The sequence below is a fragment of the Escherichia sp. KCJ4928 genome (genome assembly GCF_004352695.1).
Classification (GTDB): domain Bacteria; phylum Pseudomonadota; class Gammaproteobacteria; order Enterobacterales; family Enterobacteriaceae; genus ECMA0423.
In genome coordinates this window covers 1-20,716 of record NZ_SJWV01000066.1, presented here as the reverse complement: position 1 = coordinate 20,716, position 20,716 = coordinate 1, and the positions used below count along the sequence as shown (strand labels likewise).

Below are 20,716 nucleotides of genomic sequence, written 5' to 3'. Positions count from 1 at the left end.
TCTGGAAGATGCGCAATACATTTTGACGCTAAACATAGATAAACTTAATGAAATAGGAAAGGATGAGTTAAAACTAGACATTAAGGAATACAGAAGGGCAACTTTAACTAAATCTCATAGATTTTTAGGCCGTCAGTATCAAGAGAAATAAAACAGTAGTACGAGGTTAATAACCTCGTACTTTTTAATAAAAAAACTACTCCGTTTTACTTTTTTGTGCAAACTCATAAGGAGTCAAAGGATTAACTTTATTCATATCTAAATAATCAGCCCACCATTGAACCATTAATCTACGTTCGTCTAAATGCTCAGAGGTATGAATATATGCTGCACGCACATTGTTACGCTCTGTATGACTCAACTGCCGTTCTATCGCATCATCGCTCCATAATCCTGATTCACCAAGCGCACCACGCGCCATCGTCCTAAATCCATGCCCACAGACCTCGGTTTTCGTGTCATACCCCATCGCACGCAAGGCGCTATTTACTGTGTTCTCACTCATAACTTTGGCCGCGTCGTGATCCCCTGGGAACAGCAGCTCTTTATCACCACTAATCTGCTTAAGTTGCTCTAACAAAGCCATCGCCTGCCGACTAAGAGGAACTATATGTTCTTCTTTCATTTTCATACCACGATACGAGTAACGCACACCTTTGATTTCTTCACGCTTTGCAGGTACGCGCCAAAGAGATTTATCGAAGTCGAATTCATCCCAACGCGCGAAACGTAACTCACTGGAACGCACAAAAGTTAGTAAGGAAAGCTCGACCGCGATCCGTGTCATTACACGACCACGATATGCAGCAAGACGTGCAAGAAACTCAGGGAACCGGCTAGAAGGTAAAGCAGGGTAATGTCGCGCTTTGGTTGTCGATAGCGCACCGGCCATATCGCTGGCGGGATTTGAGTCGATGTAATCGTTCTGTACGGCATAACGCATAATGGCCGTGACGCGCTGTTGCAGGCGCTGAGCGACATCGTGTTTGCCACTGGCATCAACTTTTTTAATCGGGGCTAACAGGTGGCTGGTTTTAAGCTGCCGAATGTCGGACGAACCGATATGAGGGAAGATATAAAGCTCAAGATAGCGAAGAACGCGCGATCGATGGTCTTCACTCCAGCGCTTGTTACTGGCATGCCATTCTCGGGCGATAGTTTCAAAAGTATATGCCCCCGAATTCTCGGCCTGGGCTTCTTTTTGTACGACTTTTGGGTCTATGCCCTGTACTAAAAGCTTTTTAGCTTCATCGCGTTTTGCTCTTGCCTGAGCAAGTGTCACAGTAGGCCAAACACCAAAAGCGAGGCGATCCTCTTTTTTGTCAGAGGGACGTCTGTATTTCATTCGCCAGTATTTGGAACCTTTAGCCGAAACCTCAAGATACAAACCGCCACCATCGGCCATTTTGTAGGTTTTGTCTTTTGGCTTTGCAGTCTCGACCTGTCTGGCGTTGAGCTTCATTTGGGGGCACATTTCTAATCGAAGTTAAGATGCCCCCAATTATGCCCCCAATGACATCCGGATTTCAACGGACAACCTCGGAAGACGCAGGACGTAAAAATCGCTGCAAGCATTGATTTTCAAGGGATATTTGGACTTTCTCGGATGGTCTTGGAAGTACTAATGGTGCCGAAGGCCGGACTCGAACCGGCACGTATTTCTACGGTTGATTTTGAATCAACTGCGTCTACCGATTTCGCCACTTCGGCACTGAAGAGGTATGCGGAAAACGTTGTGGATTATACCTGTCGCACGCCACCATGCAAGCGCCAGCTTGCTCGCATCTCGCTAAGTGCTGAAATTTTCAGCATTGCGTACAGCGATGTGTAACCTTTGTCACACTCCATGCACCCCGCCCTGCCATGCTCTACACTTCCCAGACCACACCAGAGAAGGACCAAAAAATGTCAATGATAAAAAGCTATGCCGCAAAAGAAGCGGGCGGCGAACTGGAAGTTTATGAGTACGATCCCGGTGAGCTGAAGCCACAAGATGTTGAAGTGCAGGTGGATTACTGCGGGATCTGCCATTCCGATCTGTCGATGATCGATAACGAATGGGGATTTTCACAATATCCGCTGGTTGCCGGGCATGAGGTGATTGGTCGCGTGGTGGCGCTCGGGAGTGCCGTGCAGGATAAAGGTTTGCAGGTCGGTCAGCGTGTCGGGATTGGCTGGACAGCGCGTAGCTGTGGTCACTGCGACGCCTGTATTAGCGGAAATCAGATCAACTGTGAGCAAGGTGCGGTGCCAACAATTATGAATCGCGGAGGTTTTGCCGAGAAGTTGCGTGTAGACTGGCAATGGGTTATTCCACTGCCGGAAAATATCGACATTGAATCTGCCGGGCCGCTGTTGTGCGGCGGTATCACGGTCTTTAAACCACTGTTGATGCACCATATCACTGCTACCAGCCGCGTTGGGGTAATTGGTATTGGCGGGCTGGGGCATATCGCTATAAAACTTCTGCACGCAATGGGATGTGAGGTGACGGCCTTTAGTTCTAATCCGGCGAAAGAGCAGGAATTGCTGGCGATGGGTGCCGATAAAGTGGTGAATAGCCGCGATCCGCAGGCACTGAAAGCACTGGCGGGGCAGTTTGATCTCATTATCAATACCGTGAACGTCAGCCTCGACTGGCAGCCTTATTTTGAGGCGCTGACGTACGGCGGTAATTTCCACACTGTCGGTGCGGTTCTCACGCCGCTGTCTGTTCCGGCCTTTACGTTAATTGCGGGCGATCGCAGCGTCTCTGGCTCTGCTACCGGCACGCCTTATGAACTGCGTAAGCTGATGCGCTTTGCCGCCCGCAGCAAGGTTGCGCCGACAACCGAACTGTTCCCGATGTCGAAAATTAACGACGCCATCCAGCATGTGCGCGACGGTAAGGCGCGTTACCGCGTGGTGTTGAAAGCCGATTTTTGAAAATCATTCGCAGCGCTGATCTGAGGCGCTGCCCTCTTTCGCACATATTCTGTTTTGTCGTATCGCCAGCACAGCCTGCCGACATTGTTCGGTGACATTGGCAATATCATGGTTGATATCAATGCGCACAATATCCTGTTCATCTGCTTGTGGACGCTCCAGCGCCTCAAACTGACTTTTTAGTAACGCTACCGGCATAAAATGCCCAGCCCGACGCTGCATTCGCGCGAGGATAGTTTCATAGTCGCCATCTAACCAGAGGAAATGAACATGGGGGCTACCCTTGCGTAAAATATCACGATAATGTTTTTTTAATGATGAACAGACAATAAATCCTGTTTCATTCTTTTTATAAAGACTGTATGAAGCATCATTTAAGCGTTCCAGCCAGGGAAGTCGATCTTCATCAGATAATGGAATACCCTGCGACATTTTATCTATATTTTTGGCTGGATGAAGATCGTCACCATCAATAAATTTAGCAGATAATAACGCGGCAACCTTGCTACCAATTAATGTTTTACCACTCCCTGAAACGCCCATCAAAATAAAGCTTTCACCCGCCATTTAAAATCTCCTGAATCATCTTACCTGCTGCGATACTACGCCTGGTGGCATAATAATTTCACGTTTTTTTATTTCTGCTGATAAGAATTACAAGGCACATCACGTTATGCGTAACATAGTAATGTAACAATTTTCTGACGTGATCTTCATCACAAATAATGACAATTAAAACCGCTTAAATGCTTCCGAGGTGTCTACCTGACCAGTGAGGAATTTATGCAAGTGAAAACACAGTCCTGCGTTGTTGCGGGCAAGAAAACTGTTGCCGTTACCGAGCAGACGATAGATTGGAATAATAATGGAACATTAGTACAAATAACCCGAGGTGGAATTTGCGGTTCCGATTTACATTATTATCAGGAAGGAAAAGTAGGTAATTTCATGATAAAGGCACCGATGGTGTTAGGTCATGAAGTTATCGGTAAAGTTATTCATAGCGACTCATCAGAATTACATGAAGGGCAAACGGTAGCCATTAATCCGTCTAAACCGTGCGGTCACTGCAAATACTGCATTGAACATAACGAGAATCAGTGTACAGAGATGCGTTTTTTTGGCAGTGCCATGTATTTCCCTCATGTTGATGGTGGTTTTACCCGTTATAAAATGGTCGAAACGTCGCAATGTGTCCCTTATCCGGCCAAAGCTGACGAAAAGGTTATGGCTTTTGCCGAACCTTTAGCCGTCGCGATTCATGCCGCACATCAGGCCGGCGAGTTACAGGGCAAGCGAGTATTTATTTCCGGTGTTGGACCCATTGGCTGCCTGATTGTCAGTGCAGTGAAAACACTGGGGGCCGCGGAAATTGTCTGTGCTGATGTGAGTCCCCGTTCCCTTTCGCTGGGCAAAGAGATGGGGGCGGATGTGCTCGTAAACCCACAAAACGACGACATGGATCACTGGAAAGCGGAAAAAGGCTATTTCGATGTCAGCTTTGAAGTGTCCGGTCATCCTTCATCAGTGAATACCTGTCTGGAGGTCACTCGTGCACGCGGCGTAATGGTGCAGGTAGGTATGGGAGGCGTGATGGCAGAATTCCCAATGATGACGTTGATTGGTAAGGAGATTTCACTCAGAGGCTCTTTCCGTTTTACCAGCGAATTTAATACCGCAGTGTCATGGCTGGCGAATGGCGTTATCAATCCACTGCCTTTACTGAGTGCTGAATATCCCTTCACTGACCTGGAAGAGGCGCTACGTTTCGCCGGTGATAAAACCCAGGCAGCAAAAGTCCAGCTTGTTTTCTAAGAGATAAATAAAGGAATAATACAATGAACGATCTATTTTCACTGGCAGGAAAAAATATCTTGATTACCGGTTCAGCACAGGGCATTGGCTTTTTACTGGCAACCGGCCTGGGTAAATATGGCGCACAAATAATTATTAATGATATTACTGCCGAACGCGCAGAACTTGCTGTAGAAAAACTCCACCAGGAGGGTATTCAGGCCGTTGCCGCACCTTTTAATGTTACTCATAAACATGAAATTGATGCCGCCGTTGAACATATCGAAAAGGACATCGGCCCCATTGATGTGCTGGTGAATAACGCCGGTATCCAGCGCCGTCATCCTTTTACTGAGTTCCCTGAACAAGAGTGGAATGATGTGATCGCAGTAAACCAGACCGCCGTGTTCCTGGTATCGCAAGCGGTAACTCGTCACATGGTTGAACGCAAGGCAGGTAAAGTTATTAATATTTGCTCGATGCAAAGCGAACTGGGACGTGACACCATCACCCCTTATGCCGCATCGAAAGGGGCGGTAAAAATGCTCACCCGCGGCATGTGCGTCGAGCTGGCGCGCCACAATATTCAGGTCAACGGTATTGCGCCGGGCTATTTCAAAACAGAAATGACTAAAGCACTGGTTGAGGACGAAGCCTTCACCGCCTGGTTGTGCAAACGGACCCCCGCCGCACGCTGGGGAGATCCGCAGGAACTGATTGGTGCTGCGGTGTTCCTTTCTTCAAAAGCCTCTGATTTCGTAAACGGCCACCTGTTGTTTGTTGATGGCGGCATGTTAGTGGCTGTTTAACACCTACTACCCTACGTGCAGCGCGAAAGCGCTGCTTTTCTGGCACTAATAAGAGATAAAGACTATGCCATTAATCATTATTGCGGCAGGCGTCGCGCTGCTTCTTATCCTGATGATCGGCTTTAAAGTTAACGGCTTTATTGCCCTCGTTCTGGTAGCTGCCGTCGTCGGATTTGCCGAAGGGATGGATGCACAGGCCGTCCTGCACTCTATACAAAATGGTATCGGCAGCACGCTCGGCGGGCTGGCAATGATTCTCGGTTTCGGGGCCATGTTAGGCAAGCTGATTTCTGATACGGGTGCGGCACAACGTATCGCCACTACGCTGATTGCTACTTTTGGTAAAAAACGCGTGCAATGGGCGCTAGTGATCACCGGTCTGGTTGTGGGCCTCGCCATGTTTTTTGAAGTGGGTTTTGTCCTGCTGTTGCCGTTGGTATTTACCATCGTAGCATCATCAGGATTACCCCTGTTGTATGTTGGCGTACCAATGGTAGCAGCGCTCTCTGTAACCCACTGTTTTCTGCCGCCACATCCAGGGCCTACTGCCATCGCGACTATCTTTGAGGCTAATCTCGGAACGACTTTACTGTATGGATTTATCATTACCATTCCGACAGTTATTGTCGCAGGACCGCTGTTTTCTAAACTGCTAACTCGCTTTGAGAAAGCACCACCGGAAGGCTTATTTAATCCTCATCTGTTTAGCGAAGAGGAGATGCCCTCCTTCTGGAACAGTATTTTCGCTGCCGTGATCCCGGTCATCCTGATGGCTATCGCCGCCGTTTGTGAAATTACGTTACCGAAAACTAACACCGTGCGCCTCTTCTTTGAATTTGTCGGTAACCCTGCCGTTGCGCTGTTTATTGCCATTGTTATTGCGATTTTCACACTGGGCCGACGTAATGGACGCACCATCGAGCAAATCATGGATATCATTGGGGATTCTATAGGCGCTATCGCGATGATTGTGTTTATTATCGCTGGCGGCGGCGCGTTTAAGCAGGTATTAGTAGATAGCGGTGTCGGGCACTATATTTCACACTTAATGACCGGAACTACGCTTTCGCCGTTATTGATGTGCTGGACTGTTGCGGCGCTGTTGCGTATCGCTCTGGGCTCTGCCACCGTCGCGGCCATTACCACCGCGGGTGTGGTGTTGCCGATTATCAACGTTACCCATGCCGATCCCGCTTTAATGGTACTGGCAACCGGTGCGGGCAGCGTGATCGCGTCACACGTAAACGACCCTGGCTTCTGGCTATTTAAAGGGTATTTTAATCTGACGGTTGGTGAAACGTTGCGTACCTGGACGGTGATGGAAACCCTTATTTCTATTATGGGTTTGCTGGGCGTGTTAGCCATTAACGCCGTATTGCACTGAAAGAATAAAATATTGTGATGTAGTTTCGGGGGAAGATTGAAGATTCCCCCGACGTTGGGAGAAGTTATGCGCAATCACAGAATTTCTTTACAGGATATCGCTACGCTGGCTGGCGTAACAAAAATGACCGTGAGTCGTTATATCCGCTCGCCGAAAAAGGTGGCAAAGGAAACAGGCGAGCGCATCGCCAAAATTATGGAAGAGATCAATTATATCCCTAATCGCGCTCCCGGCATGTTGTTGAATGCACAAAGTTATACCCTTGGTATCTTGATTCCGTCATTTCAAAATCAACTCTTCGCTGACATTCTCGCGGGAATAGAATCCGTCACCTCTGAGCATAATTATCAGACCCTTATTGCTAATTACAATTACGATCGCGATTCCGAAGAAGAGTCGGTGATTAACCTGCTCTCTTATAACATTGACGGGATTATACTTTCGGAAAAATATCACACCATCAGGACGGTGAAATTTCTGCGTTCAGCCACCATTCCGGTCGTGGAATTGATGGATGTACAGGGAGAACGGCTGGATATGGAGGTCGGTTTTGATAATCGGCAGGCCGCTTTTGACATGGTGTGTACCATGCTGGAGAAGCGAGTCAGGCACAAAATTCTGTATCTCGGTTCCAAAGATGACACCCGCGATGAACAGCGTTATCAGGGGTATTGCGATGCGATGATGCTGCATAATCTTTCCCCATTACGCATGAATCCACGCGCCATCTCATCCATTCATTTAGGAATGCAGTTAATGCGTGATGCCCTTAGCGCAAACCCGGATTTAGACGGTGTATTTTGCACCAATGACGATATTGCGATGGGTGCGCTTCTGCTGTGCCGCGAGCGAAACCTCGCCGTGCCAGAACAAATTTCCATTGCGGGTTTTCATGGGCTGGAGATTGGCAGGCAAATGATCCCAAGCCTCGCCAGCGTAATTACTCCCCGTTTTGATATTGGTCGGATGGCCGCCCAAATGTTGCTGAGCAAAATTAAAAATAACGATCACAACCACAACACTGTTGACCTCGGGTATCAGATTTATCAAGGCAACACGCTTTAGGTTATTTTCTCTTCATTACACGTATTCTCTTTGCCGGACGTTGCCTATACTCCAGGCAGGAAACTGGAGGAAATCTCATGAGCGAACCCCTGTTAATTGCCCGCACGCCGGACACAGAACTGTTTTTACTGCCGGGAATGGCTAACCGTCACGGGCTGATTACTGGCGCAACGGGGACGGGTAAAACCGTTACGCTGCAAAAACTGGCGGAGTCATTGTCGGAAATCGGCGTGCCGGTGTTTATGGCTGATGTGAAAGGCGATCTGACCGGTATCGCGCAGGCAGGAACGGCGTCGGAAAAACTGCTCGCAAGGCTTAAAAATATCGGCGTCAATGACTGGCAACCGCATGCCAATCCGGTGGTGGTGTGGGATATCTTTGGCGAGAAAGGCCATCCGGTGCGGGCGACGGTTTCAGACCTGGGGCCGCTGTTGCTGGCGCGGCTGTTGAATCTCAACGATGTGCAATCTGGCGTGCTGAATATCATCTTCCGCATTGCTGACGATCAGGGGCTGTTACTGCTCGACTTTAAAGATTTGCGGGCGATTACCCAGTACATCGGCAATAACGCCAAATCTTTCCAGAATCAGTACGGTAATATTAGTAGCGCATCGGTTGGTGCCATCCAGCGCGGGCTGTTATCGCTGGAACAGCAAGGCGCAGCACACTTCTTTGGCGAGCCGATGCTGGATATCAAAGACTGGATGCGCACCGATACCAACGGTAAAGGCGTTATCAATATCCTCAGCGCCGAGAAGCTTTATCAGATGCCGAAACTGTACGCCGCCAGCCTGCTGTGGATGCTTTCAGAGTTGTATGAACAATTGCCGGAAGCAGGCGATCTGGAGAAACCAAAACTGGTGTTTTTCTTCGACGAGGCACATCTGCTGTTTAACGATGCACCGCAGGTACTGCTGGATAAGATTGAGCAGGTGATACGGCTTATTCGCTCAAAAGGCGTAGGCGTCTGGTTCGTTTCGCAAAACCCGTCTGATATTCCGGATAATGTGCTCGGGCAGCTCGGTAATCGCGTTCAACACGCTTTGCGTGCTTTTACGCCCAAAGATCAGAAAGCGGTAAAAGCTGCGGCGCAAACCATGCGGGCCAATCCGGCATTTGATACCGAAAAGGCAATCCAGGAACTGGGGACCGGCGAGGCGTTAATCTCGTTTCTTGATGTGAAAGGAAGTCCTTCAGTGGTGGAACGGGCGATGGTGATTGCGCCTTGTTCGCGGATGGGACCGGTGACGGAAGATGAGCGTAATGGCTTGATTAATCACTCTCCGGTGTATGGCAAGTACGAGGATGAGGTGGACCGGGAATCCGCCTATGAGATGTTGCAAAAAGGCGTACAGGCAAGCGCCGAGCAGCAAAATAATCCCCCCGCGAAAGGGAAAGAGGTGGCGGTGGATGACGGCATTCTTGGTGGATTAAAGGATATTTTGTTTGGCACTACCGGACCACGCGGCGGGAAGAAAGATGGTGTGGTGCAAACAATGGCGAAAAGCGCCGCCCGCCAGGTGACGAATCAGATTGTACGCGGGATGTTGGGGAGTTTGCTGGGGGGAAGAAGAAGGTAAGTCAGGTGCGGTCTGTGCCCCTCACCCTAACCCTCTCCCCAAAGGGGCGAGGGGACCGATCGAACTCGTATTTGACTTTATCAACAATGTGAAAGGGAGCTTTCGCTCCCTTGCTTGGTTACGATTTTCTCATTAACAGCCACAGGCTGATTAAGAAGAAGCTGGCGCTTGGCAACAGTGCGCCGATGATCGGCGGGATGCCATAAACCAACGTCAGCGGGCCGAAGATCTGGTCCAGTACGTAGAAGACAAAACCGAAGCTGATACCGGTGACCACACGCACGCCCATCGGTACGCTACGCAGTGGGCCAAAGATGAACGACAGCGCCATCAGCATCATCACCGCCACGGATAGCGGCTGGAAGATTTTGCTCCACATATTGAGCTGATAACGTCCGGCATCCTGACCGCTCGACTTCAGATACTTCACGTAGTTGTGCAAACCGCTGATTGAGAGTGCATCCGGGTCCAGCGCCACCACGCCCAGTTTGTCTGGCGTGAGGTTGGTTTTCCAGGTGCCGCTCACCGTCTGCGAACCGGTAATCTGTTTCGGATTGGTCAAATCAGATTCATCAACCTGCGACAGACGCCAGACTTTATGTTCCGGGTCAAACTTCGCAGTAGCGGCATAGCGTACGGATTGTAGACGACGATTCTCGTTAAAGGCATAAATGCTGATGCCACCTAACTCTTCGTCACCTTTAACCCGCTCAATGTAGACGAAGTTGTTGCCATCTTTCGCCCATAAGCCTTGCTGGGTAGAGAGCAACGAGCCGCCGTACATCGCCTGCGCACGGTAGTTACGCGCCATCTGCTCGCCCTGCGGCGCGACCCATTCACCAATCGCCATCGTCAGCAAGACCAGCGGAATGGCGGTTTTCATCACCGACAGCGCCACCTGCATACGGGTAAAACCAGAAGCCTGCATCACCACCAGTTCGCTGCGCTGCGCCAGCATCCCAAGACCAAGCAACGCCCCAAGCAGAGCCGCCATCGGGAAGAAGATTTGCACATCTTTCGGCACGCTCAGCAAGGTATACATTCCTGCGCCTAACGCGTCGTAACTCCCCTGCCCGGCTTTTTTCAGCTGATCGACAAATTTGATAATGCCCGACAGCGACACCAGCATGAACAGCGTCATCATGATGGTGGTGAAAATAGTTTTACCGATATAGCGGTCAAGTACGCCAAAAGGTTGCATCACACCGCTCCTTTACGCGAAAAACTGGCGCGCAGGCGGCGGACCGGCACGGTGTCCCAAAGGTTGAGAACAATCGCCAAAGCCAGATAAATCAGGTTAACGGTCCACATCCACAGCGTCGGGTCCAGCTTACCTTTACCGCCGTTCGATTTCAGGGAGGTCTGGATCAGGAAGAAAAGTAGATACAGCAGCATGGCTGGCAGCATCGACAGTACGCGTCCCTGACGTGGGTTAACCACGCTCAGCGGTACGACCATAAGTGCCATCATAAACACGGTGAATACCAACGTGATACGCCAGTTCAGTTCTGCGCGGGCACGATCGGTGTCAGTGTTCCACAATGTACGCATGTCCATCTGGTCGGTATCGTTCGGGTCGAGCGCCACCGTCTGGTGACCAATGATCGCCTGATAATCCTGGAAGTCCGTAATGCGGAAATCACGTAACAGTGCAGTGCCTTCGAAGCGCGTTCCCTGGTTGAGAGTGACGACCTGGGAGCCGTCGCGCAGCTGGGTTAAATGTCCGGAATCGGCCACCACCACAGAAGGACGTGCATTACCTTTTGGTCGAATTTGCGCGAGGAACACATCTTTGAAATCGCTGCCGTCAACGCTTTCGATGAACAGCACCGAACTGCCATTAGTCGCTTGCTGGAATTGCCCTTGCGCCAGCGCCGCCATGCCAGGGTTCGCTTTCGCTTCTGCTAACACTTCATCCTGATGACGCGATGACCACGGTCCCGCCCACATCACGTTAACCGCCGCGACGATTGCCGTGAATACCGCAAGGATCATTGCCGCTTTCACCAGAACCGCTTTGCTCAGGCCGCAGGCATGCATTACCGTAATTTCACTTTCGGTATACAGTTTGCCCAGCGTCATCAGCAGCCCGAGGAACAGGCTTAATGGCAGGATAAGCTGCGCCATTTCCGGCACGCCCAACCCGAGAAGGGAGAGCACCAGATTCGCCGGAATATCGCCGTCAACCGCTGCGCCGAGGATCCTCACTAACTTTTGACAGAAGAAGATCAAAAGCAAGATGAAGAGTATCGCCAGCTGGCTTTTGAGCGTCTCCCGCACCAGATATCTTATGATTATCACTTTAAATACGCCCGTAAAAACTCGTCTTTTGCAGGATTTTAGCTTGTTTCATGGCTTAAACGTCATTTATTCTCTTGAGTCGTCGAAATCGTCGCTAAGATAATTATACTCAACGGATTCACCTCTCAGATTTTGTTCTGACGTGCCAATGCCGTAATAACGTTAAGATTAACACGAAGTCATCGCAACAGCGGACATGAGTTACGAAAGCTTGCAATTCTATCTGTAGCCACCGCCGTTGTCTTTAAGATTCAGGAGCGTAGTGCATGGAGTTTAGTGTAAAAAGCGGTAGCCCGGAGAAACAGCGGAGTGCCTGCATCGTCGTGGGCGTCTTCGAACCACGTCGCCTTTCTCCGATTGCAGAACAGCTCGATAAAATCAGCGATGGGTACATCAGCGCCCTGCTACGTCGGGGCGAACTGGAAGGAAAACCGGGGCAGACATTGTTGCTGCACCATGTTCCGAATGTACTTTCCGAGCGAATTCTCCTTATTGGTTGCGGCAAAGAACGTGAGCTGGATGAGCGTCAGTACAAGCAGGTTATTCAGAAAACCATTAATACGCTGAATGATACTGGCTCAATGGAAGCGGTCTGCTTTCTGACTGAACTGCACGTTAAAGGCCGTAACAACTACTGGAAAGTGCGTCAGGCTGTCGAGACGGCAAAAGAGACGCTCTACAGTTTCGATCAGCTGAAAACGAACAAGAGCGAACCGCGTCGTCCGCTGCGTAAGATGGTGTTCAACGTGCCGACCCGCCGTGAACTGACCAGCGGTGAGCGCGCGATCCAGCACGGTCTGGCGATTGCCGCCGGGATTAAAGCAGCAAAAGATCTCGGCAATATGCCGCCGAATATCTGTAACGCCGCTTACCTCGCTTCACAAGCGCGCCAGCTGGCTGACAGCTACAGCAAGAATGTCATTACCCGCGTTATCGGCGAACAGCAGATGAAAGAGCTGGGGATGCACTCTTATCTGGCGGTCGGTCAGGGTTCGCAAAACGAATCGCTGATGTCGGTGATTGAGTACAAAGGCAACGCGTCGGAAGATGCACGCCCAATCGTGCTGGTGGGTAAAGGTTTAACCTTCGACTCCGGCGGTATCTCGATCAAGCCTTCAGAAGGCATGGATGAGATGAAGTACGATATGTGCGGCGCGGCGGCGGTTTACGGCGTGATGCGTATGGTCGCGGAGCTACAACTGCCGATTAATGTTATCGGCGTGCTGGCAGGTTGTGAAAACATGCCAGGCGGTCGCGCCTATCGTCCGGGCGATGTGTTAACCACCATGTCTGGTCAAACCGTTGAAGTGCTCAACACCGACGCTGAAGGCCGCCTGGTACTGTGCGACGTGTTAACTTACGTTGAGCGTTTTGAGCCGGAAGCGGTGATTGACGTGGCGACGCTGACCGGTGCCTGCGTGATCGCGCTGGGTCATCACATTACTGGTCTGATGGCGAACCACAATCCGCTGGCCCATGAACTGATTGCCGCGTCTGAACAATCCGGTGACCGCGCATGGCGCTTACCGCTGGGTGACGAGTATCAGGAACAACTGGAGTCCAATTTTGCCGATATGGCGAACATTGGCGGTCGTCCTGGTGGGGCGATTACCGCAGGTTGCTTCCTGTCACGCTTTACCCGTAAGTACAACTGGGCGCACCTGGATATCGCCGGTACCGCCTGGCGTTCTGGTAAAGCGAAAGGCGCAACCGGTCGTCCGGTAGCGTTGCTGGCACAGTTCCTGTTAAACCGCGCCGGGTTTAACGGCGAAGAGTAAGTTTGCGTTTTACCCTCACCCTAACCCTCTCCCTAAGGGAGAGGGAACCGATCGAGCGCAATAGAAATTCATTGCTCATCTTTTAGGGTGAGGAATGCAGCAATATTTAAATCCACCACAAGAAGCCCCATTTATGAAAAACGCGACGTTCTACCTTCTGGACAATGACACCACCGTCGATGGCTTAAGCGCCGTTGAGCAGCTGGTGTGTGAAATTGCCGCAGAACGTTGGCGCAGTGGTAAGCGCGTGCTCATCGCCTGTGAAGATGAAAAGCAGGCTTACCGGCTGGATGAAGCCCTGTGGGCGCGTCCGGCAGAAAGCTTTGTTCCGCATAATTTAGCGGGAGAAGGACCGCGCGGCGGTGCGCCGGTGGAGATCGCCTGGCCGCAAAAACGCAGCAGCAGCCCGCGCGATATATTGATTAGTCTGCGAACAAGCTTTGCAGATTTTGCCACCGCTTTCACAGAAGTGGTAGACTTCGTTCCTTATGAAGATTCTCTGAAACAACTGGCGCGCGAACGCTATAAAGCCTACCGCGTGGCTGGTTTCAACCTGAATACGGCAACCTGGAAATAATGGAAAAGACATATAACCCACAAGATATCGAACAGCCGCTTTACGAGCACTGGGAAAAGCAGGGCTACTTTAAGCCTAATGGCGATGAAAGCCAGGAAAGTTTCTGCATCATGATCCCGCCGCCGAACGTCACCGGCAGTTTGCATATGGGTCACGCCTTCCAGCAAACCATCATGGATACCATGATCCGCTATCAGCGCATGCAGGGCAAAAACACCCTGTGGCAGGTCGGTACTGACCACGCTGGGATCGCTACCCAGATGGTCGTTGAGCGCAAGATTGCCGCAGAAGAAGGTAAAACCCGTCACGACTACGGCCGCGAAGCTTTCATCGACAAAATCTGGGAATGGAAAGCGGAATCCGGCGGCACCATTACCCGTCAGATGCGCCGTCTCGGCAACTCCGTGGACTGGGAGCGTGAACGCTTCACCATGGACGAAGGCCTGTCCAATGCGGTGAAAGAAGTTTTCGTTCGTCTGTATAAAGAAGACCTGATTTACCGTGGCAAGCGCCTGGTAAACTGGGACCCGAAACTGCGCACCGCTATCTCTGACCTGGAAGTGGAAAACCGCGAATCGAAAGGTTCGATGTGGCACATCCGCTATCCGCTGGCTGACGGCGCGAAAACCGCAGACGGTAAAGATTATCTGGTGGTTGCGACTACCCGTCCGGAAACCCTGCTGGGCGATACTGGCGTAGCCGTTAACCCGGAAGATCCGCGTTACAAAGATCTGATTGGCAAATATGTCATTCTGCCGCTGGTTAACCGTCGTATTCCGATCGTTGGCGACGAACACGCCGACATGGAAAAAGGCACCGGCTGCGTGAAAATCACTCCGGCGCACGACTTTAACGACTATGAAGTGGGTAAACGTCACGCGCTGCCGATGATCAACATCCTGACCTTTGACGGCGATATCCGTGAAAGTGCCCAGGTGTTCGATACCAAAGGTAACGAATCTGACGTTTATTCCAGCGAGATCCCCGCAGAATTCCAGAAACTGGAGCGTTTTGCTGCACGTAAAGCGGTCGTTGCTGCGGTTGACGCACTCGGCCTGCTGGAAGAAATTAAACCACATGACCTGACCGTTCCTTATGGCGACCGTGGTGGCGTGGTCATCGAACCGATGCTGACCGACCAGTGGTACGTGCGTGCCGATGTCCTGGCGAAACCGGCAGTTGAAGCGGTTGAGAACGGCGACATTCAGTTCGTACCGAAGCAGTACGAAAACATGTACTTCTCCTGGATGCGCGATATTCAGGACTGGTGTATCTCTCGTCAGTTGTGGTGGGGTCACCGTATCCCGGCATGGTATGACGAAGCGGGTAACGTTTATGTTGGCCGCAACGAAGACGAAGTGCGTAAAGAAAATAACCTCGGTGCTGATGTTGTCCTGCGTCAGGACGAAGACGTTCTCGACACCTGGTTCTCTTCTGCGCTGTGGACCTTCTCTACCCTTGGCTGGCCGGAAAACACCGACGCCCTGCGTCAGTTCCACCCAACCAGCGTGATGGTATCTGGTTTCGACATCATCTTCTTCTGGATTGCCCGCATGATCATGATGACCATGCACTTCATCAAAGATGAAAATGGCAAACCGCAGGTGCCGTTCCACACTGTTTACATGACCGGTCTGATTCGTGACGACGAAGGCCAGAAGATGTCCAAATCCAAGGGTAACGTTATCGACCCACTGGATATGGTTGACGGTATTTCGCTGCCAGAACTGCTGGAAAAACGCACCGGCAATATGATGCAGCCACAGCTGGCGGACAAAATCCGTAAGCGCACCGAGAAGCAGTTCCCGAACGGTATTGAACCGCACGGTACTGACGCGCTGCGCTTCACCCTGGCGGCGCTGGCTTCTACCGGTCGCGATATCAACTGGGATATGAAACGCCTGGAAGGTTACCGTAACTTCTGTAACAAGCTGTGGAACGCCAGCCGCTTTGTGCTGATGAACACCGAAGATCAGGATTGCGGCTTCAACGGCGGCGAGATGACGCTGTCGCTGGCGGATCGCTGGATTCTGGCGGAGTTCAACCAGACCATCAAAGCGTACCGCGAAGCGCTGGACAGCTTCCGCTTCGATATCGCCGCAGGCATTCTGTATGAGTTCACCTGGAACCAGTTCTGTGACTGGTATCTGGAGCTGACTAAGCCGGTAATGAACGGTGGCACCGAAGCCGAACTGCGCGGTACTCGCCATACGCTGGTGACCGTGCTGGAAGGTCTGCTGCGCCTCGCGCATCCGATCATTCCATTCATCACCGAAACCATCTGGCAGCGTGTGAAAGTACTTTGCGGTATCACTGCCGACACCATCATGCTGCAGCCGTTCCCGCAGTACGATGCATCTCAGGTTGATGAAGCCGCACTGGCCGACACAGAGTGGTTGAAGCAGGCGATCGTTGCGGTACGTAACATCCGTGCAGAAATGAACATCGCGCCGGGCAAACCGCTGGAGCTGCTGCTGCGTGGTTGCAGCGCGGATGCAGAACGTCGCGTAAATGAAAACCGTGGCTTCCTGCAAACCCTGGCGCGTCTGGAAAGCATCACCGTGCTGCCTGCCGATGACAAAGGTCCGGTTTCCGTTACGAAGATCATCGACGGTGCAGAGCTGCTGATCCCGATGGCTGGCCTCATCAACAAAGAAGATGAGCTGGCGCGTCTGGCGAAAGAAGTGGCGAAGATTGAAGGTGAAATCAGCCGTATCGAGAACAAGCTGGCGAATGAAGGCTTTGTCGCCCGCGCACCGGAAGCGGTCATCGCGAAAGAGCGTGAAAAGCTGGAAGGCTATGCAGAAGCGAAAGCGAAGCTGATTGAACAGCAGGCTGTTATCGCCGCGCTGTAATCAAAACACAGTAATGAAAACGAAGGCCGGAGCATGCTCCGGCCTTTTTTATCTCTTACAGAAATGGTAAAGAAGGCATAATTCCCCGTGAAATCCTGGCTAAGAAGCCTTTATCTGGTTGTTCTTCTTTATTGATTAAAGGAAGGTCATCCAAATCGCCCAGCAAATACGTATTTTTTGCCTGCCAGTCAATCATCCATATTTTCAGCAGTGGATAAGCCAGACCGCCCGTAATCCCGGATATCACCACCAACGCACACATGCGATAAAGCATACCGTGGTACGTTAAAGTTGAGCGAAAACGAATACGCCCATCATTCAGTGACAGGTTGCTCATAAAATGATTTCGCAACGACACCGTTAAATAACTGGTGCTAACAGCAATCCCAAAATAATAGATTAACTGCGCGATTATCATTTTACGTTGCATTTCCATAAATTGCTGTAAATTCTCAATATCATCATTTGCATACACAGAACTATCATACGCATTTAATATTTGATCGATGATAATATAACCAGCAACAGCGAGAAAAGGTAATAAAGCTAAAAATGCGAGAATGGCATATTTTATACAATACGTAGTATCTAATTTCACCTTGAAACGATGTATACCGAAACTGGTATTGCTCCAGAGAAAACTCATTACCAGGCTATATAAAGTACCATTAAAAATACCAATGGAAACAATACCAACTATTGCCATCAGAACCACAGATATAATAACACTACTTGAACTATTGGCATGTAGCATCTTTGTCGAGATAAAGAAAACAGTCCCCATCCCAATGGCCATTAAAATCGGCAAGAAAAAGGTTACCCACCAGAACCCTTTCATAGAGCAATTAAAACTAAATCTTACGCCGTTGAGACTGGTCATCAAGGCCTGATAACGCAGTCCTTTTGCTGCCATAAATATAAGCAAAACCAACAGTAACAAAGTCAAAACACAGCCAACAAGTGGCATATCTGCTGACACTGTCATTAAGATTGCGAAATAGCAAAAAACAAAAACAAGACAACTAACAAAAACATTCCCACCAGTAATTCCATAAGAAAATCGTTGTCCGTTAACTTCCATATTAGCATAGAGATAACGCTTACATTTCATTAATGCCCATGGCAAATAGATACCTAGCGTTATAATCGTTAACAACACATTCACCACACAAATAAGAAAATATCTCTCACCTGTACCATGAAAAACAAACGAATGGGACGGAACATCCATTTCATTAATAACTTGAGCCATAAAAATTCCCTGAATTAAAAAATCCATTGATATAATTTATATATACAGACAGCAAAATGTTCTGCCACGTTACAATACTCTTATCAGTAATAGGCTGGCAAAAACTTTATTACTTTATAAGTCGCTTGCGCACGTAAGAAGAGAGTGGTATTAAACAAATGTATAATTACTTTATTTTTATTGGGTTAAACTATGAATAACATTGCGCCGCAATCACCTGTAATGCGTCGCCTGACGCAGCAGGATAATCCCGCCATCGCCCGCGTCATTCGTCAGGTATCCGCCGAATACGGTCTTACCGCTGATAAAGGCTACACCGTCGCCGATCCGAACCTGGACGAGTTGTATCAAGTGTATAGTCAGCCGGGTCATGCATATTGGGTGGTTGAGTACGATGGTGAAGTGGTCGGCGGCGGTGGGATTGCGCCATTAACCGGGAGTGAGTCGGACATTTGCGAACTGCAGAAGATGTATTTTCTTCCGGCTATTCGCGGTAAAGGGCTGGCGAAAAAACTGGCCTTAATGGCGATGGAGCAGGCACGAGAGATGGGCTTCAAACGCTGCTATCTGGAAACGACCGCTTTTTTGAAAGAAGCGATTGGTTTGTATGAACATTTAGGTTTTCAACATATCGACTATGCACTTGGCTGCACGGGCCATGTAGATTGTGAAGTGCGGATGCTACGCGAACTCTAAAAAAATGCCCGCTAGTGTGTGCTATCGGGCATTTTAATCAATTAATTAGTGGCGAACCCCGTCATCGTCTTCATCGACAAAATCTTCATCGTCGCCGTCTTCGCCGTTAGGATCTTCAAAGTAAGTGCCCCAACCGTCGTACTCAACGTCAAATTTCTCCGCCAGCGTCATCAGTTGTTCAACCTGGGCATCGATCAGATCGGCATTCAACGCGCACTCGCTGAGGATGTCGCAGCAAATCACGATATCACCATCTTCAACTTCCAGCTCTTCTGGATCGGTCACTTCGTAACCGAGTTTAAACGCTTCAACTGCTGCTTTTTCCAGGGTTTCCAGATCGTCTGCGGAAAGATGGTGTTCGATGGTGTACAGCGCGTCCGGATCGCTGCCATCTTCCAGTAATTCTTCAATAATCAAACGTGTTTCTTCACGCTGTTCTTCCAGTTGTTCCGGGTTTGCCATGGCTCATTCCTCTTAATGTCCTGCCGATACTCTTATTGTCACACACCACTGACATTGCCTCCACCTTTGTGACAAAGATTTATGCTTTAGACTTGCAAATGAATAATCACCCATATAAATTGAATTTTAATTCATTAAGGCGTTAGCCACAGGAGGGATCTATGTCCGGGTTTTATCATAAGCATTTCCTGAAATTACTCGATTTCACGCCAGCTGAACTCAACAGCCTGCTGCAGTTAGCCGCGAAGCTGAAAGCCGATAAGAAAAGCGGCAAAGAAGAAGCCAAACTCACTGGTAAAAACATCGCGCTCATCTTCGAAAAAGACTCGACCCGTACCCGATGCTCTTTCGAAGTTGCCGCATATGACCAGGGTGCTCGCGTTACTTATCTCGGCCCAAGCGGCAGTCAGATTGGTCATAAAGAGTCGATTAAAGACACTGCCCGCGTGCTGGGTCGCATGTATGACGGTATTCAGTATCGCGGCTATGGTCAGGAGATTGTCGAAACACTGGCGGAATACGCTGGCGTGCCGGTATGGAACGGCCTGACCAATGAGTTTCACCCCACGCAGTTGCTGGCGGATCTCCTCACCATGCAGGAGCATTTACCCGGTAAAGCATTCAACGAAATGACGCTGGTCTATGCAGGTGACGCACGTAACAACATGGGCAATTCGATGCTCGAAGCTGCGGCGCTTACCGGTCTGGATTTGCGTCTGGTCGCGCCACAGGCATGCTGGCCGGAAGCTGCGCTGGTTACGGAATGCCGCGCCCTGGCACAGCAAAATGGCGGGAATATTACGCTGACGGAAGATGTAGCCAAAGGAGTTGAAGGTGCTGACTTTATCTATACCGATGTATGGGTGTCGATGGGGGAAGCAAAAGAGAAATGGGCAGAACGGATTGCATTACTGCGTGATTATCAGGTGAACAGCAAGATGATGCAGTTGACCGGTAACCCGGAGGTCAAATTCCTCCACTGCCTGCCCGCGTTTCATGACGACCAGACGACGCTTGGTAAGAAAATGGCGGAAGAGTTTGGCCTACATGGCGGAATGGAAGTGACTGATGAGGTCTTCGAATCTGCCGCCAGCATTGTTTTTGATCAGGCGGAAAACCGCATGCATACCATCAAAGCGGTGATGGTCGCGACGCTCAGTAAATAATTGATATCGCTATAAAGATGCCGGGAAATACAAAAACATCCCGGCATCACATTATTTTATGCAGTAATAGTT

Annotated in this window: 18 protein-coding genes, 1 tRNA gene and 1 pseudogene; 12 read left to right on the top strand and 8 right to left on the bottom strand. The window is 50.0% G+C overall.

Annotated elements, in window-relative coordinates; translation table 11 throughout:
* Positions 1-151 (top strand): annotated as a pseudogene (locus E0D98_RS27900) (DUF2326 domain-containing protein); the annotation flags it as partial.
* A gap of 45 nt (positions 152-196) precedes the next feature.
* Here E0D98_RS27900 and E0D98_RS12015 read toward each other — a convergent pair.
* Positions 197-1,462 carry an integrase arm-type DNA-binding domain-containing protein gene (locus tag E0D98_RS12015; RefSeq protein WP_001719358.1) on the bottom strand — a complete coding sequence of 422 codons (1,266 nt, stop codon included), beginning with the start codon at positions 1,460-1,462 and terminating at the stop codon, positions 197-199.
* A 163-nt stretch (positions 1,463-1,625) separates the two neighbouring features.
* Positions 1,626-1,710, bottom strand: a tRNA-Leu gene (locus E0D98_RS12010).
* A 195-nt stretch (positions 1,711-1,905) separates the two neighbouring features.
* Here E0D98_RS12010 and ahr point away from each other — a divergent pair.
* Positions 1,906-2,925, top strand: coding sequence for an NADPH-dependent aldehyde reductase Ahr (ahr, locus tag E0D98_RS12005; protein ID WP_047086953.1), 1,020 nt, complete (start codon positions 1,906-1,908; stop codon positions 2,923-2,925).
* 3 nt (positions 2,926-2,928) lie between these two features.
* On the opposite strand, the gene idnK is transcribed toward ahr, so the two are convergent.
* Entirely contained in the window at positions 2,929-3,492 is a 564-nt protein-coding gene (gene idnK, locus E0D98_RS12000; protein WP_000896734.1) for a gluconokinase, read from the bottom strand.
* Between the two features lie 216 nt (positions 3,493-3,708).
* Between idnK and idnD the strand changes: the two genes are divergently transcribed.
* The 5 genes from idnD to E0D98_RS11975 all read left to right on the top strand — a co-directional run bounded on the left by idnD (position 3,709) and on the right by E0D98_RS11975 (position 9,557).
* Positions 3,709-4,740 (top strand): L-idonate 5-dehydrogenase, encoded by a 1,032-nt coding sequence (gene idnD / locus E0D98_RS11995; protein ID WP_001197417.1) that lies wholly within the window; start codon positions 3,709-3,711, stop codon positions 4,738-4,740.
* 23 nt (positions 4,741-4,763) lie between these two features.
* Positions 4,764-5,528: a gluconate 5-dehydrogenase gene (gene idnO / locus E0D98_RS11990; RefSeq protein ID WP_000998695.1), complete on the top strand. Its 765-nt coding sequence runs from the start codon at positions 4,764-4,766 to the stop codon at positions 5,526-5,528.
* A 64-nt stretch (positions 5,529-5,592) separates the two neighbouring features.
* Positions 5,593-6,912, top strand: a complete 1,320-nt coding sequence (gene idnT, locus E0D98_RS11985; protein WP_001128335.1) for a gnt-II system L-idonate transporter — start codon at positions 5,593-5,595, stop codon at positions 6,910-6,912.
* Between the two features lie 66 nt (positions 6,913-6,978).
* Positions 6,979-7,977: a DNA-binding transcriptional regulator IdnR gene (gene idnR / locus E0D98_RS11980; RefSeq protein WP_001349989.1), complete on the top strand. Its 999-nt coding sequence runs from the start codon at positions 6,979-6,981 to the stop codon at positions 7,975-7,977.
* A gap of 77 nt (positions 7,978-8,054) precedes the next feature.
* Positions 8,055-9,557 (top strand): helicase HerA-like C-terminal domain-containing protein, encoded by a 1,503-nt coding sequence (locus E0D98_RS11975; protein ID WP_001294550.1) that lies wholly within the window; start codon positions 8,055-8,057, stop codon positions 9,555-9,557.
* A gap of 118 nt (positions 9,558-9,675) precedes the next feature.
* On the opposite strand, the gene lptG is transcribed toward E0D98_RS11975, so the two are convergent.
* From lptG to ytgA, 3 genes are all read right to left on the bottom strand, one after another.
* Entirely contained in the window at positions 9,676-10,758 is a 1,083-nt protein-coding gene (lptG, locus tag E0D98_RS11970) for an LPS export ABC transporter permease LptG (RefSeq protein WP_001295681.1), read from the bottom strand.
* Entirely contained in the window at positions 10,758-11,858 is a 1,101-nt protein-coding gene (lptF, locus tag E0D98_RS11965) for an LPS export ABC transporter permease LptF (RefSeq protein WP_000584119.1), read from the bottom strand. The genes lptG and lptF overlap by 1 nt, the downstream gene beginning before the upstream one ends.
* 62 nt (positions 11,859-11,920) lie before the next feature.
* Positions 11,921-11,971: a protein YtgA gene (ytgA, locus tag E0D98_RS27895; RefSeq protein WP_211180521.1), complete on the bottom strand. Its 51-nt coding sequence runs from the start codon at positions 11,969-11,971 to the stop codon at positions 11,921-11,923.
* 153 nt (positions 11,972-12,124) lie between these two features.
* Between ytgA and pepA the strand changes: the two genes are divergently transcribed.
* The 3 genes from pepA (at position 12,125) to valS (ending at position 17,068) form a co-directional block, all read left to right on the top strand.
* Entirely contained in the window at positions 12,125-13,636 is a 1,512-nt protein-coding gene (gene pepA / locus E0D98_RS11960) for a leucyl aminopeptidase (RefSeq protein WP_000397144.1), read from the top strand.
* 133 nt (positions 13,637-13,769) lie between these two features.
* The gene (holC, locus tag E0D98_RS11955) at positions 13,770-14,213 is read left to right on the top strand and encodes a DNA polymerase III subunit chi (RefSeq protein ID WP_000786399.1); all 444 of its coding nucleotides are present in this window, start codon (positions 13,770-13,772) and stop codon (positions 14,211-14,213) included.
* The gene (gene valS / locus E0D98_RS11950; protein WP_000416390.1) at positions 14,213-17,068 is read left to right on the top strand and encodes a valine--tRNA ligase; all 2,856 of its coding nucleotides are present in this window, start codon (positions 14,213-14,215) and stop codon (positions 17,066-17,068) included. The genes holC and valS overlap by 1 nt, the downstream gene beginning before the upstream one ends.
* Positions 17,069-17,123: 55 nt before the next feature.
* Here the strand turns inward: valS and E0D98_RS11945 are convergent, their stop codons facing one another.
* Positions 17,124-18,320 carry a YjgN family protein gene (locus E0D98_RS11945; RefSeq protein WP_000079643.1) on the bottom strand — a complete coding sequence of 399 codons (1,197 nt, stop codon included), beginning with the start codon at positions 18,318-18,320 and terminating at the stop codon, positions 17,124-17,126.
* A gap of 192 nt (positions 18,321-18,512) precedes the next feature.
* On the opposite strand from E0D98_RS11945, the gene E0D98_RS11940 reads away from it, so the two are divergent.
* The gene (locus tag E0D98_RS11940; RefSeq protein ID WP_001059422.1) at positions 18,513-19,016 is read left to right on the top strand and encodes a GNAT family N-acetyltransferase; all 504 of its coding nucleotides are present in this window, start codon (positions 18,513-18,515) and stop codon (positions 19,014-19,016) included.
* Between the two features lie 45 nt (positions 19,017-19,061).
* Here the strand turns inward: E0D98_RS11940 and rraB are convergent, their stop codons facing one another.
* A complete protein-coding gene (gene rraB, locus E0D98_RS11935; RefSeq protein ID WP_000002953.1) occupies positions 19,062-19,478 on the bottom strand; it encodes a ribonuclease E inhibitor RraB in 417 nt (138 codons plus the stop codon).
* A gap of 161 nt (positions 19,479-19,639) precedes the next feature.
* Here rraB and argF point away from each other — a divergent pair, with 161 nt between their 5' ends.
* Complete coding sequence (gene argF / locus E0D98_RS11930) at positions 19,640-20,644, top strand: ornithine carbamoyltransferase (protein WP_000012907.1); 1,005 nt, start codon at positions 19,640-19,642, stop codon at positions 20,642-20,644.
* The last annotated feature ends 72 nt before the right edge of the window (positions 20,645-20,716 follow it).

What these genes read in the sequence shown, in the direction of transcription:
- E0D98_RS12015 (WP_001719358.1), bottom strand. Translation starts at nt 1,462, where the DNA reads ATGAAGCTCAACGCCAGACAGGTCGAGACTGCAAAGCCAAAAGACAAA.
- ahr (WP_047086953.1), top strand. Translation starts at nt 1,906, where the DNA reads ATGTCAATGATAAAAAGCTATGCCGCAAAAGAAGCGGGCGGCGAACTG.
- idnK (WP_000896734.1), bottom strand. Translation starts at nt 3,492, where the DNA reads ATGGCGGGTGAAAGCTTTATTTTGATGGGCGTTTCAGGGAGTGGTAAA.
- idnD (WP_001197417.1), top strand. Translation starts at nt 3,709, where the DNA reads ATGCAAGTGAAAACACAGTCCTGCGTTGTTGCGGGCAAGAAAACTGTT.
- idnO (WP_000998695.1), top strand. Translation starts at nt 4,764, where the DNA reads ATGAACGATCTATTTTCACTGGCAGGAAAAAATATCTTGATTACCGGT.
- idnT (WP_001128335.1), top strand. Translation starts at nt 5,593, where the DNA reads ATGCCATTAATCATTATTGCGGCAGGCGTCGCGCTGCTTCTTATCCTG.
- idnR (WP_001349989.1), top strand. Translation starts at nt 6,979, where the DNA reads ATGCGCAATCACAGAATTTCTTTACAGGATATCGCTACGCTGGCTGGC.
- E0D98_RS11975 (WP_001294550.1), top strand. Translation starts at nt 8,055, where the DNA reads ATGAGCGAACCCCTGTTAATTGCCCGCACGCCGGACACAGAACTGTTT.
- lptG (WP_001295681.1), bottom strand. Translation starts at nt 10,758, where the DNA reads ATGCAACCTTTTGGCGTACTTGACCGCTATATCGGTAAAACTATTTTC.
- pepA (WP_000397144.1), top strand. Translation starts at nt 12,125, where the DNA reads ATGGAGTTTAGTGTAAAAAGCGGTAGCCCGGAGAAACAGCGGAGTGCC.
- holC (WP_000786399.1), top strand. Translation starts at nt 13,770, where the DNA reads ATGAAAAACGCGACGTTCTACCTTCTGGACAATGACACCACCGTCGAT.
- valS (WP_000416390.1), top strand. Translation starts at nt 14,213, where the DNA reads ATGGAAAAGACATATAACCCACAAGATATCGAACAGCCGCTTTACGAG.
- E0D98_RS11945 (WP_000079643.1), bottom strand. Translation starts at nt 18,320, where the DNA reads ATGGCTCAAGTTATTAATGAAATGGATGTTCCGTCCCATTCGTTTGTT.
- E0D98_RS11940 (WP_001059422.1), top strand. Translation starts at nt 18,513, where the DNA reads ATGAATAACATTGCGCCGCAATCACCTGTAATGCGTCGCCTGACGCAG.
- rraB (WP_000002953.1), bottom strand. Translation starts at nt 19,478, where the DNA reads ATGGCAAACCCGGAACAACTGGAAGAACAGCGTGAAGAAACACGTTTG.
- argF (WP_000012907.1), top strand. Translation starts at nt 19,640, where the DNA reads ATGTCCGGGTTTTATCATAAGCATTTCCTGAAATTACTCGATTTCACG.